Genomic DNA, 13,188 nt, shown 5'->3' with positions numbered 1-13,188 from the left:
ACGAATCAAGACTGCGATCATTTCGCATCGCCGTCGGGGTATCGATTCCTGCTCGAGGAGGATTCCCATGCGTACCACCACCTTCGATCCAGCATCGCGTGTCCCGGGCTCGCGGCGGCTCGCCGTCGCGCTCCTGGGTATCGCCACCGGTGTCGCCGTGCTGAGCGGCTGTTCCAGCTCATCGTCACCCGGCCCGACCTCGGCGCCGCCGACTACCCCGGTCGTGACGCCGACCTCCACGTCGGCCACCGGCATACCCGCACCGACGGGAACCGGTGGCGCACAACCGACGACCGAGGTGCCGGTGCCCCCGGCCCCGACCGGACCGGAACTGCCTCCGCCGACCGTCACCACGCCCGTGCCCCCGGTAAGCCCGACCACGCCGAATCCGAATCCGCCGCCCGGCACCACCTTCACCGGTGAGGGCCTCACCGCCGCGCAGGCCACCGCCGAGCAGCAGGCGGTCGACAACGGCCATCAGCCGTGGCGCTTGGACACCGTGTCGGTGGCGAAGGCGTTCGTGCAGGGCCGATTCGGATGGACCAACGTGCAGACCAGCACCGGCGCACCGATGGTCGTGTTCGTCACCAACCAGGACGGCAGCAAGGTCTCGCTGCACCTCATCCAGCCCGCCACCAAGGGCGACAAGGGCATCTGGGAGGTCGACAGCGGCGTCTGGGATTGACCGCCCACGCTCTCGGGCCCCTCGAACCGACCGTGCCATGATCGTCGGGTGGAGGAAAAGCACTTGGTGTACTGCCGAATCGAACGCGCCGGAGCCGTCCTGGTAATCCGGCGCGCCGCCGGTGTGTTCCTGGCCGGGCGATGGGAGTTGCCCGGCGGTGGCGTCGAATCGGGCGAGCGACCGGAGGCGGCGGCGGTGCGCGAGGTGGGGGAGGAGACCGGGCTGTCGGTCGAGGTGCTCGCCGAGCGGTCAGCGCACTCCTGGATGGACGTCGCCGGTCGCCCCCTGCGGATTCACGCGCGGGTATACGAAGTGGCCGAGCACGACCCACGGCCCGTCACCCTCAACCCCGACGAGCATGACGACCACGCCTGGGTCACTCCCGACGAGGCGAAATCCCTCGACCTTGCCGACCACTTCCGCGAAGCAGTCATCGGATCCTGGTGAGAATGCGCTGGTGCAGCTGAACGCCGAGAAGGTGTGTGCGCCAGTGCATTCTCGCGAAGGGTGTCAGAGGGAGCGCAGGGCGGCGATGTCGGGGGCGGGGAACCTGGTGCCCGTGATTGCGTCGGGAACGGGAGTACCCGCGGTCAGATTCAGCGGGATGTGCCCGGCCCACGCCTCGACCGCATCGTCCTTGGCTTCATCGCGGGCGAAGCCACTGCGGGTCTTGATCGAGAATTCCTCGATGGGCAGCCACAGCACGGCCGTGTAGCCCGCCTCCTCCACATTCGGGCGACGCGCCGCATGCGGTCCGGACAGCCGTCCAGGGATGATGCCCTCCACAATGCGCCCCAACGCGTCGGCCCGCTCCTGCGGATCCTCCACGGCCGTGGCATTTCCGAAGATCATGACGCTGCGATAGGCGGCGGAATGGTGCGAAGCGGCACGGCCGAGAATGAGGCCGTCGACCTGGGTGACGGTGACGCAGATGGGCGAGCCCGTGGTCACGGTCTGGATGAACCGACCGTGGATCGACCCGTGCAGCAGCAGCCGATCCCCTTCGCGCACATGCAGAACCGGAACCACGACCGGCCCGTCCGGGGTCGTGAACCCCACGTGCGCGACCAGTGCCTCGTCGAGGATGGCATAAGCGTCGTCCCGGTCGTAGGTGACTCGTTCGGGGTATCGCTGGGCCGTGGTGCGCGCGGTAGGCGACATGATCGCCACTCTAGGGTTCCAACGCTGGTCAACGGCACCGCGAAACGCCGTAGAGCCGGTCCGATGTGGCTGGAGCGTCGATCGCGCGGAGTCAGTTGTACGGGGCAGGCGTGGTGGTCGGAGTGACCGGGCTCGTGACGGCCGAGGTCGAGGGACCGAGGGCTCCGACGCCGAGGGTGATCGGTGCATCCGTGGCAATGGCGTTGCCCGCGGCCGGATTCTGGTCGATGACCTTGCCGACATTGCCGGAGTCGGTGACCTTCACCGTGGTTTGCTTGAGCGTGCCCTTCCAGCCGAGCGCCTGCAGGATCGCGGCCACGTCCGTGTACGCCTTGCCGACCAGATTCGGCACGGTGACGGTGGTCGTGGTGGTGCCGGTGGAAACGTAGACGGTGACGGTGGACCCGATCGCACGGGATGTTCCGGCCGCCGGATCCAGGGCTACCACAGTGCCTTTCGCTCGCTTGTCCTCGCGCTGCGCCTCCTGCACGACAAATCCGGCCTTCTCGAGTTCCGCCTTGGCGTAGGCGACCGTATTGCCGATCTCCTCGGGCACCGCGACGGTTTTCGGGGGCACCTTGGTCACGGTCGTGGTCGGTTGTTCGCTGGTGGTGGTCGGCGTTGGTTGTTCGGTCGTTGTGGTAACCGGCACGGTGGTCGTGGTGATCGGCACCACGGTCGTGGTGGTGACCGCTGAAGGCGGCTGATGGCTGTCGCCGACGCGAACGATGAAATACACGATCAGGGCGAGCGCCGTCCCCAGCGCCAACCCGATGATTATCCGGGTGACAGTACTGCGTCTGCCGGATTCGACCGGGCCGCTATCGATTCCGGCGTCATGGGGTCCGGTCCGATCGGGCGGGGCGATCACCGGCACGGTCTCGGGCGGCGCGATCAGGGTCGGGGGTGGGCCCGTCGGCGCCACCAAGGTTCGTGGCGGCATCGTGCGGCCGGACGACCCAGTGGCGGCGTGCGGCCCGGCAGCGACCTGGCGTCCGGTGGCGGGCTGCGGCCTGGCCGTGGCCGTGTGGGCGGGTGGTCCGGTGTTGACGGGCGGACCGGTGGTGTGCGCCTGCACATTCGGACGCGGCGGTGCGGTGCGGGTGGTGCCGGGCGCACCGACCCGGTCGGCGGTTCGGGCCATCGGTCCGGAGTGGGGGCCAGTCGGCTGTTTCAGGGCTTGCGCCGCATTCCACGCCAGCTGTGTGCACGTGTCGTAGCGTTGCGCGGGCTGCTTGGCCATGGCGCGCGCGATGACCTCGTCGAATCCTCGTGGCAGGGCGGGGTTTCGATGCGATGGCAGCGGAACCGGATCGTAGGCGTGCGCGTAGATGATGCGGCTGACGCTCTGCCCCGGATAGGGCGGTTCCCCGGTCAGCATATGAAACAGCGTGCAGCCCAGCGAATACACGTCCGCGCGCGGATCGACGTCGCCGGGCTGCGTCAGCCGTTCCGGTGCGGAGTATTGGAAACTGGCCAGGATCTCGCCGCGCCGGGTCAGCTCGCGGCTCTCGTCGAGGGCCTTGGCAATGCCGAAGTCGGTGAGCAGGGCGCGTTCCCGTCGCCCGTCGGTGAGCAGGATATTGGCGGGTTTGACGTCGCGGTGCAGGATCCCGGTTTCGTGCGCGTGGTCTAGGGCGGCGGCGGTCTCGGTGATGATGCGGACCGCCCGTGCGGGATGCATGGCGCCGTCCCGCAGTGCCCGCGCGACGTCGCTGCCGTCGACGAAGGTCATGGAGATCCACAGCCGGTCGTCGTCCTCGCCGCGCGCGTAGACGGTGACGATATTCGGATGTGACAGCCGCGCAACGGTATCCGCTTCGCGCCGGAAGCGGATCCGGTGGTCGGCTTCACCGCCGTCGGGCATGGTCAGCAGCTTGAGCGCCACGAAGCGCGGCAGGTCGCGATCGCGTGCCTGGTATACCGCGCCCATGCCCCCGGCCCCGAGCTTGCGCAGTATTTGGTATCCGGCGAAATACTCGCCGGGCTTGAGCGTGCTGACCAACTGCCACCTCCCCGTCGCATGAATATCGCGGTGGAGGCCGAGGGCGAAACGAGGCGGGCGAATCCCGCGCGGTTTCAGGAGATATAGGTGATGAGTTCGTCGATGTAGGCGCGGAAGAGGGCCGACATGTCCACGGTGTCCGGGTCCACCAGCCACTGCAGTTGCAGGCCGTCCATCATGGCGAACACCTGGCGGGCCACCACCGCCGGATCGATCTCGGCGCGGATGCTGCCGTCGGCGATGCCCGCGCGCAGCGCGCCGGACAGGTACGTCTCGAGGTCGCGGTAGCGGCGCAGCGCCCACTCGTGGGCGGGATGGTCGGCGGTGACGGCCTCGCTGGTGAGCACGGTGAACAGCCGGACCAGGCCAGGGACGTGCATATTGTGGTCGACGAGCTGGGCCAGGCGCAGCAGCGCGTCCTTGCCGTGCAACTGCTGATCGAAGCCGAGCCGGTCGTAGTCGAGCCGGTCGCGGTAGTCGAGCACAGCGGACAGCAGTGCGGGCTTGTTGGGGAAGTAGTGCAGCAGTCCTGGCTGCGACAGGCCGCAGCGTTCGGCGATCTCGGCGACGGAGGTGTTGTGATAGCCGTTGTCGGCGAAGGCTTTCAGCGCTTCGTCGATGATCTGCTCGCGGCGGTCTTCGCCCCGTCGGCGGCGTCGGGGGTGGGGCGTCATGCAATGGGACACTAGTGAAGCGGCTCGACCAGGCAAAATCCATCTGAGGTAACGAGTAGATAACAGTACCTACTAACCACTCGGTAAACTGGAATTCCACTGGCACACTCGTGCCAGCCGTACAGGGCAGTACGAGGAAAGGGAATGCCGATGAGTCAGGCCCCGATCACGCCGATCACGCTGCAGGGCGCGGCCGGAAAACTGGCAGGCTGGGTGGCCGAGCCGCCCGCGGGCATCGAAGCGCGCGGCACCGCACTGCTGGTGCCGGGCTTCACCGGTTCGAAGGAAGACTTCACCGACCTGCTGCCCATGCTCGCCGCCGCCGGGTACCGGACCTACGCCTACGACCAGCGCGGTCAGTGGCAGTCCGAGGGGCCCGACGAGGTATCCGGCTACACCATGGCCGATTTCGTCGGCGACCTGCAGGGCGTCGTCGATCAGATCTCGCCGGACGCACCCGTGCATCTGGTCGGGCATTCCTTCGGCGGCTATGTCGCCCGGGTCGCGGTCGTCGAACGGCCCGCGCGCTTCCGCAGCTTCACCCTGCTCGCCTCGGGCCCGTCCTCGGTGGAGGAGATCAACTTCCCGCCCCCGGCGCTGGTCGCGCAGGCGGTGGAAGCCGGTGGGCAGGAGATCATCTGGCAGCAGTTGAACGCGGCCATGGCCATGGCCGACCAACGGCCCACGCCGGAGCGCCTGGAATTCCTGCATCGGCGGATCCTGGAGACCAAGAAGGCCAACATCATCGGGATTCTGAATTGCATGACCGAGCCGCCGCTGAAAGACCCTGCCGCGCTGCGTGATTCGGGCGTCCCGATCCTGGTCGCGTACGGCGACACCAATGATCTGTGGGCCCCGGCCGTGCACGAGGAGTTCGCGCGGCAACTCGGCGCGCGCACCGCCGTGTATCCCGGATCCGGCCATGTGCCCAACGAGGACGTCCCCGCCGACGTGTCCGCCGATCTGGTGACCTTCTGGAAGGAACAGGCATGACCGATATCGACGACCTACTCGCCAAGCTCGATCTGCCCGCCAAGATCCGCCTGATCTCGGGTGCGAACTTCTTCCGTTTCGCGGGCGAACCCGGCATCGGCCTGGCCGAAATGCCGGTCTCCGACGGCCCTTCCGGGGTCCGCGGCGAGCAGTGGGACGAGCGCGACCCGTCGGTGAGCCTGCCCTCGGGCACCGCGCTGGCCGCCACCTGGGATCGTGACCTGCTCACCGAGATCGGCGCCCTGATCGCCGCCGAGGCCCGCCGCAAGGACGTGTACGCGGTCCTCGGCCCCACCATCAACCTGCATCGATCCCCGCTCGGCGGACGGCATTTCGAATGCTTCTCCGAGGACCCGCTACTCACCGCCGAGATCGCGGAAGCGTATGTCCGTTCGGTGCAGGCGCACGGGGTGAGCGCGTGCCCGAAGCACTACGTGGCCAACGACTCCGAGACCGAACGCTTCACCGCCGATGTGGTGGCCGACGAGCGCACGCTGCGCGAGCTGTACCTGTACCCGTTCGAGCGTTCCGTCGAGGCGGGCGCGTGGATGATCATGGCCGCCTACAACTCGGTCAACGGCGTCACCATGACCGAGAACGACTTGCTCGACGAACCCTTGAAGGGAGAGTGGGGATTCGACGGCCTGGTCGTCTCGGACTGGACCGCCGTGCGCTCCACCGCGGGCGCGGCCAAGGGCAACGACCTGGCCATGCCCGGACCGTGGGAACTGTGGGGCGCGCCGCTGGAGGAGGCGGTTCGCAAGGGTGAGGTGCCCGAGGCAGCTATTGACGAAAAGGTCAGGCGCATCCTGCGATTCGCCGTTCGTGTGGGCGCGCTGAACGGGACGCCGCAGCCTGTCCCTACTTTCAGCGACGAGGCCGCCGCCGGGGTGGTCCGCGCGGCCGCAGCCAAGGCGATGGTGCTGGCGAGCAATGACGGCACGCTGCCGCTGCGCGCGCCCGCCAGCGTGGCGCTGCTCGGATCCGCCGCTGCTGAACCGCGTTTCATGGGTGGCGGCAGCGCGACAGTCATTCCCGGGCACACCACCTCGCCGCTGGAGGGTCTCTCCGAGGTGCTGCCGGTCGCTTACACGCCCGGTGTGCACCTGAGCGAGAACATGATTCCGGTCCCGATGGACCTGGTCACCGATCCCGAGACAGGCACTCCGGGGCTGTCGCTGACCTATCTCGACGGTGACACCGTTCTGGATACCGAGCATCGAAGCGCGGGCAGCCTCATGCTGTTCGGCAATCCAAATGCCATGCAGGCCAAGGCCATCGAGCTGCGTGGCCGGCTGCGCGCCGACATGGCGGGGGAGTGGCGCATCGGTTGCGCCGGGGTCGGCACGCTGAGCGTGACTCTTGACGGCGAGCAGGCGCTCGAGGAGTCGGTGTTGCCCGCGGGCGCCGACCCGGTCGAGATGCTGTTGAATCCGCCGCAGCGCTTCGTCACCCGCACCCTCGCCGAGGGGCAGGAAGTCGACGTGCTGGTGCGGTTGGTGCCGGGCGGTGGTTTCCCCGCCATGGGCATTACCTACGCGGTCGGCCGCCCGCGTCGCGCCGCCGGCGAAGAGTTCGCCGCCGCTGTCGAATTGGCGCGCACCTCCGAGGTCGCGATTGTGGTGGTGGGTACCACCGAGCAGATCGAGTCCGAGGGCTTCGACCGCACCAGCCTGGCGTTGCCCGGCCGTCAGGACGAGCTCGTCGCCGCCGTCGCCGCGGTCAATCCGCGCACCATCGTGGTGGTGAATTCCGGTTCGCCCGTGGAGATGCCGTGGCGCGACGATGTCGCGGCGGTGCTGCTCACCTGGTTCCCCGGACAGGAATTCGGTGCGGCCCTGGCCGATGTGCTCACCGGTGCCACCGAACCGGGCGGACGACTTCCCACCACCTGGCCCAAGACCATGGCCGACGTGCCGGTGCTGGACACCAAGCCGGGCGCGGACAATGCGCTGCCGTACACCGAGGGCATTCACATCGGTTACCGGGCGTGGCTGAAATCCGGTGTGGCCCCGGCCTATCCGTTCGGTCACGGGCTCGGCTACACCAGCTGGTCGCTGGACGACCTGACGGTGTCGGGTCGCACCGCCACCGTGACCATCACCAATACCGGTGATCGGCCCGGCCGCCAGGTCGTGCAGGCCTACCTGTCACGCGAGGGCAGCACGGTCGATCGCCCGGTGCGCTGGCTGTCAGGGTTCGCGGTGGTCGAGGCGGGCGCGGGTGAATCCGTCACCGCCACCATCGAAGTGCCGAAGCGGTCCTTCCAGCACTGGACCGATCAGGGCTGGGCCATCGAACCCGGCTCCTTCACCCTGCACGTCGGCACCTCGGTGCTCGCTCTTCCGCTCACGGCCGAGATCGGCTGATTCACCTCGACGACAACGGATTCCGGCCGGTGACGGCCGGAATCCGTGTCTTCCGCACGTCTTGGATCCCCTGTGGCACCTCCCGAAGCCGCCGATCGGCCGACTTCCACCGCGACCACCCGTGGCCTGCTGCCGCTGCTGTTCGCGGGCAACGCGGCCATGTACGTGCTGTACATCGGCGTCGGCAGCGTGCTGCTGCCCTTGCAGATCGAGCACATCGACGCCGCGGCCAAGGTCGCGAATCTCGGTCTGGTGGGCGGTGTCGCGGCGATCTTCGCGACCGTGTTCAACCCGGTGGCGGGTGCGCTGTCGGACCGTTCGGGCCGCCGCAATCCGTGGATCCTCGGCGGCGGACTCGCCGCGATTGTGGCCATGGCTGTGCTCGGCAGCGTGCACACCGTGCTGCTGGTGGCGATCGGCTGGTGCCTGGGGCAGGCGGTGATGAACATCTACCAGTCGGCGCTGACCTCCGTTGTCCCCGACCGGATTCCGATCGATCGCCGTGGGGTGGCGTCGGCGGCGGTGGGGTTAGGGTTGCCGGTCGGCTCCACCGTCGGGGTGTTGCTGGCTTCGGCGTTCTCGCAGCACTATCGCACCGGATATCTGGTGTTGGGTGTGCTGGTGGCCGCGGCGGCGGTGCTGTTCACCTCGGCCGCTCGCGAACGGCGCATGCCCGCGAAACAGCCTGTCCCACTGCGTGTCCAGGCGGCCGCCTTCCTGGCGGTGCTGCGCGAGCACGATTTCCGGTGGGCATTCATCGGCCGGGCGTTGCTGGTGCTGGGCTACTTCGCGGTCACGGGCTATCAGTTGTATATCTTGCAGGATCACATCAGCCTGCCCGCCGGATTGGAGCCGTCGCGGGCGGTGGCGGTGCTGACGCCCATTTCCGCTGTGGCCATGGCGATTTCGACCGTTCTCGGTGGCGTGCTCTCCGATCGGTTGAATCGGCGCAAACTGTTCGTGGGGCTGTCGGCTGCGCTGGCAGCGGGCGCGCAGGTGATTCCGCTGCTGTCGCCGACCTGGCCTGGCATGGTCGCGTTCGCGGCGGTAAACGGTTTGGCTTTCGGCTGTTTCATGGCGGTGGACACCGCGTTGGTCACCTTGGTGTTGCCCAAGGCCGAGGATGCCGCCCGCGATATGGGGGTGCTCAATATCGCCAATGCGGGTCCGCAAATCATCGGGCCTTTCGTGGCGTCGGCGGTGGTGAGTCTCGGTGGCTATCCGCCGCTTTTCCTCGTGGGCGGGCTGCTGTCGATCTTGGGAGCGGCCGCGGTACTGCCGATTCGGGCGGTGCGCTGACATAGCGTGCCGGAGTTTCGCCTCGGCTTTGGATTCCGCTGCTTACCTGACAAGATCAGGTATTATCTTGCCGCATTGAAAGGGGCTGCACAGCAACCTTTTTGCAATGCGTGGATCCATGGGTAGGGGGTTTCGGGGGAAGACGAACGAAGAGAAACTTCAGCGAAGTTGTCGAAGCGCAGGGGCTGTTCGTCGGCACGGTGAGGGTGTTGACGGCGAAATGACTCGGGCCCGCTGCTGCCGCTCGCACCATAAGGAATCTCGCGTGTCCGAAAATTTCCCGGATCATCCCGCTGCCCTGTCCGCTACTCCCACAGACCTGTCCGTGCTGCTGCGTCCGTCGCCGCCCGGAGCGCCGACCGATGTGGTGCGCATGCACCCGCGCAACGGTTTTCTGCTGTGGGCCGATCTTCCGCCCGTGCTTGTGCTGGGCAGTTCCGGTGGTTCCGGCGCGACCACGACCGCGCTCGGTATCGCGGGGGCCGCCGCTTACGACTACGGCGAGCATTCGCCGATCGTGGTGGACGCCACCACCACCGGCGGTGACCTGGCCGCCCGCGGCTGCGACACCATCGACGCGGCCGGCACCGTGCAGTCTTGGCTGAACATGAGCCACCGCAGTCTGCCCTCGACCGTGATCGACAGTTGCGGTGAGAACAGTTCGGGCGTCGGCGTCTTGCCGCGCGGGCCCGAAGCCCTCCCGCGTCGCGAGACCTACTCCTCGGTGCATCGTGATCTGGTCGAGGCGGGCTGCCTGCCCGTCTACGACGGCGGCGCGCCGGTCACCAATCGCATGGTCGCCCCGCTGCTATCGGATTCCCGTATCTCCCTGGTGATCACGCTCGCCGCGCGCCCCGACGCGGTGAACCGGCTCAAGCCCGCGCTGATCTGGCTGGACGACAACTACAGCCAGTACCACCTGGCCGAAGCGGTCATCGTCGTCACCCGCCAACACCCCAAGGACGGCCCCCTCGTCACCGAACACGTCCGCAAATACCTCGGCGATGTCGTCCGTGCCGTCGCCGAAATCCCTTACGACTCCCACCTCGGCTCCGGCAACCCCGTCAGCTGGCGCAAACTCGCACCCCCCACCCGAGCCGCCTACCGCCAACTCGTGAACCTGCTCCGCTGACCCGCGGATTGTCGGCGGGGTTCGGTCACGACCGCAGGGTGGCGGTGGCGATGTCGAGGAATTCGCGGACGAGTTTGTCGGGGTGGTCCCTGGTGGCCAGGCAGGTTTCGGCGCCGGGGGCGTCGATGACGGGGCGGTAGACGATGTCGGGGCGGACGTAGGCGCGCACCACGCTGAGGGGGACCAGGGCGAGGCCGTGGCCGGAGGCGATGAGTTCGAACTTTTCCTCGAGGGTCGAGGTGCGGCGGTTTGCGACGTCGAGCATGCGTTCGGTGTCGAGGTCGGCGCGGAAGAGTTGGGTGCGGGCGGCGAGGGGATGCGTCGCGGGCATGCAGGCGACGCGGGGGTCGTGGCCGACGGGGGTGGTGCGCAAGCCGGAATCGTCGAAAGGTCTACGCAGGTAGCCGATTTGGGCGCGGCCGTCGTGCAGGGGTGCGGCGGGTTCCCACCACTGGGCCGGGACGATGTCGGTCTGGATGTCCGGGTGGCGGGCGGCGAATTCCTTCAATGCCTCGGAGATGTGCAGGCCGGGGGAGAAGGCGATCACCAGTCGCCGCACCCCGCGGTCGATCTCGTGCACGCGCCGCACCGCCGCGTCGACGGTCGCGAGAATCCGCTGCGCCTCCTCGTGCAGCTGCTCACCGGCGGCCGTCAATTCGACCGTGCGGGTGGTCCGCACGAACAGCGCGCAATCCAGTTCCTGTTCGAACGCCTTGATCTGACGGCTCAGCACCGGCTGGGCGATATAGAGCTTCTCCGCCGCCCGTCCGAAATGCCGGTGCTCGGCCACCGCGGCGAAGTAGCGGAGCTTGCGCAGATCCAGATCCATACCTCCACGGTATCAATCGGCGGAAAGGGTCTTGGACGCCGAGTCGCGCCCTCGACAGACTCGAAGCATGATCGTCATCACCGCTCCCACCGGCCACATCGGCAGCCAGCTGCTGGAGATCCTGCTCGAAACGCCCTCTCGCAGTGACGAATTGCGTGTCATCGTGCGAGACCCCGCCAAGCTCCCGGAGACGGTCCGCGACCGCGTCGACATCGTCACCGGCTCGCACGGCGACCCCGACGTCGTGGACCGCGCCTTCACCGGCGCCGACGCCGTCTTCTGGCTGATCCCGCCCGACCATTCCGCCCCCAGCATCGACGCCGTCTACACCGACTTCACCCGGGCCGCCGCGAAGGCTTTCACCACCCATGGGATCCGCCACGTCGTAGGCGTCTCCGCCCTCGGCCGCGGCACCCCCGTCGCAGCCCACGCCGGTCACGTCACCGCCACCCTGGCCGTCGACGACCTCATCGCGAGCACCGGCGTCTCCTACCGAGCCCTGACCAACCCCTCGTTCATGGACAACGTTGTCTGGCAGGCACACTCGATCTGCGAATCCGGCATCTTCACCGGCACCCAACCCGCCGACTACGCAGCCCCCCTGGTAGCCACCCGCGACATCGCCGCCGCAGCCGCCTCCCTCCTCCTAGACCGCACCTGGACCGGCACCGCCGAAGTCCCCCTCCTGGGCCCCGAAGACCTGACCCCCACCGACATGGCCCACACCCTCTCCGAAGTCCTGGGCCGCGAAATCCATTACGAGCAGGAATCTCTCGACACCTTCCAAGCCCACCTGACCGCCCGAGGCGCCTCCCCCGAAATAGTGACCGCCTACATCGCCATGATGCACGCCAAAAACCACGGCCTCGACAACGCCATCCCCCGCACCCCCGCCACCACAACCCCCACCACCTTCCGCACCTGGTGCGAGCAAACCCTAGCCCCCGCAGTCCTCGCCTAACTGAGGGCAACCAAGATCAGGGAGTACTCACCGCGGAATTCTGTCCGTTTCCCCGCGCTGAGTACTCCTGACCTTGTGGGGTCAGGCGTTGTTCTTGTCCAGTAGGAGCTTCAGGACGTCTGGGTATTGGTCGGGGAAGTCCATGGGGACTATGCCGTAGTGGGCTGGTTGGGAGCTGTGGGCGGAGAGGTAGGTGGCGACTTTGGGCATGATGGCGGCGGCGTTGTCTTTGGGCCAGGCGCTGTCGGCGAAGCTGGTGAAGTTGATGTATTGGAGGGTGTTGGTGGGGTCGGCGGCGGCGCGGTCGAAGCAGGCGCTGACGTAGCTGAATTTGTCGCCGCCGGAGGAGCCGAAGTTGGAGGTGCCGGAGGTCAGGCCGGCTAGGCCGGCGTCTTTGTAGCGGTCTTGGAGGTAGAAGTGGTCGTTGGTGAAGACGCCGTTGTCGCCGCTGGGCCATTGCAGGCAGCCCAGGGAGTTGGCGAATTGGGCGATGAGGATGATGCGGCCTCGGGCTTCGCCGAGGGTGGGGATTCGGTTGTCCAGGAAGAAGAGTGGGCGGTAGCCCTTGGTGTCGAGGTAGCCGTTGAAGATCTTTTCGAAGTTCGCGCCGACGTCGTTGTTGGTGCCGTCTTCCTTCTTCACCCGCATGATGAGGACCTCGCCGGGGTTGCGGGTCAGGAAGGTGCGGCATTGGTCGAGCACGGTGTCGAAGGTGATGCCCTGATAGAACTGGGCGTGGTAGATGCCGAACGAATCAGCGGTGTGGTCCTGTAAACCGTTGCAGCGCATGTCGAGAAAGCGGATGCCGTGCGCGAACTGGTCGGGCAGCGACCAGTTCTGGGTGTGCACCCATTCGGTGCCGTTGGCCGCGCTGGTGCAGCCGGAATCGTGCGTGCCCGGGATGGTCAGTCGCAGCATCGAGGTGGCGTCCGGCAGCGCCGACATCCAGGACTGCGGCGGCGCGGCGGTGGTCCGCAGGTGCGGAAACGCCTGGGCGGCAGGGGAGGTCAGGGCCGTGGCGGCGGCACCGACGGCGGCGGCCAAGGTCGTGCGGGCGAAGTCCCGCCGGGTCAAGCTCAT

Annotated in this window: 12 protein-coding genes; 7 read left to right on the top strand and 5 right to left on the bottom strand. The window is 67.6% G+C overall.

Annotation, left to right across the window (positions count from 1 at the left end):
- Positions 1-67 precede the first annotated feature (67 nt).
- Positions 68-685 carry an acyl transferase gene (locus ACYVN4_RS22075; protein ID WP_460723850.1) on the top strand — a complete coding sequence of 206 codons (618 nt, stop codon included), beginning with the start codon at positions 68-70 and terminating at the stop codon, positions 683-685.
- 48 nt (positions 686-733) lie between these two features.
- A complete protein-coding gene (locus tag ACYVN4_RS22070) occupies positions 734-1,132 on the top strand; it encodes an NUDIX domain-containing protein (protein WP_460723849.1) in 399 nt (132 codons plus the stop codon).
- Between the two features lie 63 nt (positions 1,133-1,195).
- Here the strand turns inward: ACYVN4_RS22070 and ACYVN4_RS22065 are convergent, their stop codons facing one another.
- From ACYVN4_RS22065 to ACYVN4_RS22055, 3 genes are all read right to left on the bottom strand, one after another.
- Positions 1,196-1,846, bottom strand: a complete 651-nt coding sequence (locus ACYVN4_RS22065; protein ID WP_460723848.1) for a pyridoxamine 5'-phosphate oxidase family protein — start codon at positions 1,844-1,846, stop codon at positions 1,196-1,198.
- Between the two features lie 91 nt (positions 1,847-1,937).
- Entirely contained in the window at positions 1,938-3,851 is a 1,914-nt protein-coding gene (locus ACYVN4_RS22060) for a protein kinase domain-containing protein (RefSeq protein WP_460723847.1), read from the bottom strand.
- A gap of 74 nt (positions 3,852-3,925) precedes the next feature.
- Positions 3,926-4,525, bottom strand: a complete 600-nt coding sequence (locus tag ACYVN4_RS22055) for a TetR/AcrR family transcriptional regulator (protein ID WP_460723846.1) — start codon at positions 4,523-4,525, stop codon at positions 3,926-3,928.
- A 150-nt stretch (positions 4,526-4,675) separates the two neighbouring features.
- Between ACYVN4_RS22055 and ACYVN4_RS22050 the strand changes: the two genes are divergently transcribed.
- The 4 genes from ACYVN4_RS22050 to ACYVN4_RS22035 all read left to right on the top strand — a co-directional run bounded on the left by ACYVN4_RS22050 (position 4,676) and on the right by ACYVN4_RS22035 (position 10,318).
- Positions 4,676-5,518, top strand: coding sequence for an alpha/beta fold hydrolase (locus tag ACYVN4_RS22050; RefSeq protein ID WP_460723845.1), 843 nt, complete (start codon positions 4,676-4,678; stop codon positions 5,516-5,518).
- Positions 5,515-7,887, top strand: coding sequence for a beta-glucosidase (locus ACYVN4_RS22045; protein ID WP_460723844.1), 2,373 nt, complete (start codon positions 5,515-5,517; stop codon positions 7,885-7,887). The genes ACYVN4_RS22050 and ACYVN4_RS22045 overlap by 4 nt, the downstream gene beginning before the upstream one ends.
- Positions 7,888-7,959: 72 nt before the next feature.
- Positions 7,960-9,186, top strand: a complete 1,227-nt coding sequence (locus ACYVN4_RS22040; protein ID WP_460723843.1) for an MFS transporter — start codon at positions 7,960-7,962, stop codon at positions 9,184-9,186.
- A 265-nt stretch (positions 9,187-9,451) separates the two neighbouring features.
- Positions 9,452-10,318: a MinD/ParA family ATP-binding protein gene (locus ACYVN4_RS22035; RefSeq protein WP_460723842.1), complete on the top strand. Its 867-nt coding sequence runs from the start codon at positions 9,452-9,454 to the stop codon at positions 10,316-10,318.
- A gap of 25 nt (positions 10,319-10,343) precedes the next feature.
- Here the strand turns inward: ACYVN4_RS22035 and ACYVN4_RS22030 are convergent, their stop codons facing one another.
- Positions 10,344-11,147, bottom strand: a complete 804-nt coding sequence (locus ACYVN4_RS22030) for a LysR family transcriptional regulator (RefSeq protein ID WP_460723841.1) — start codon at positions 11,145-11,147, stop codon at positions 10,344-10,346.
- 67 nt (positions 11,148-11,214) lie between these two features.
- Between ACYVN4_RS22030 and ACYVN4_RS22025 the strand changes: the two genes are divergently transcribed.
- Positions 11,215-12,108, top strand: a complete 894-nt coding sequence (locus ACYVN4_RS22025; RefSeq protein ID WP_460723840.1) for an NAD(P)H-binding protein — start codon at positions 11,215-11,217, stop codon at positions 12,106-12,108.
- 81 nt (positions 12,109-12,189) lie between these two features.
- Here the strand turns inward: ACYVN4_RS22025 and ACYVN4_RS22020 are convergent, their stop codons facing one another.
- Complete coding sequence (locus ACYVN4_RS22020) at positions 12,190-13,188, bottom strand: phosphatidylinositol-specific phospholipase C (RefSeq protein WP_460723839.1); 999 nt, start codon at positions 13,186-13,188, stop codon at positions 12,190-12,192.

The sequence above is a fragment of the Nocardia heshunensis genome, assembly GCF_054782115.1.
The sequence above is the reverse complement of the archived record's forward strand: the minus strand, read 5'-3'. Positions and strand labels throughout refer to the sequence as shown.

What these genes read in the sequence shown, in the direction of transcription:
- ACYVN4_RS22075 (WP_460723850.1), top strand. Translation starts at nt 68, where the DNA reads ATGCGTACCACCACCTTCGATCCAGCATCGCGTGTCCCGGGCTCGCGG.
- ACYVN4_RS22065 (WP_460723848.1), bottom strand. Translation starts at nt 1,846, where the DNA reads ATGTCGCCTACCGCGCGCACCACGGCCCAGCGATACCCCGAACGAGTC.
- ACYVN4_RS22055 (WP_460723846.1), bottom strand. Translation starts at nt 4,525, where the DNA reads ATGACGCCCCACCCCCGACGCCGCCGACGGGGCGAAGACCGCCGCGAG.
- ACYVN4_RS22050 (WP_460723845.1), top strand. Translation starts at nt 4,676, where the DNA reads ATGAGTCAGGCCCCGATCACGCCGATCACGCTGCAGGGCGCGGCCGGA.
- ACYVN4_RS22045 (WP_460723844.1), top strand. Translation starts at nt 5,515, where the DNA reads ATGACCGATATCGACGACCTACTCGCCAAGCTCGATCTGCCCGCCAAG.
- ACYVN4_RS22030 (WP_460723841.1), bottom strand. Translation starts at nt 11,147, where the DNA reads ATGGATCTGGATCTGCGCAAGCTCCGCTACTTCGCCGCGGTGGCCGAG.
- ACYVN4_RS22025 (WP_460723840.1), top strand. Translation starts at nt 11,215, where the DNA reads ATGATCGTCATCACCGCTCCCACCGGCCACATCGGCAGCCAGCTGCTG.
- ACYVN4_RS22020 (WP_460723839.1), bottom strand. Translation starts at nt 13,188, where the DNA reads ATGAGCTTGACCCGGCGGGACTTCGCCCGCACGACCTTGGCCGCCGCC.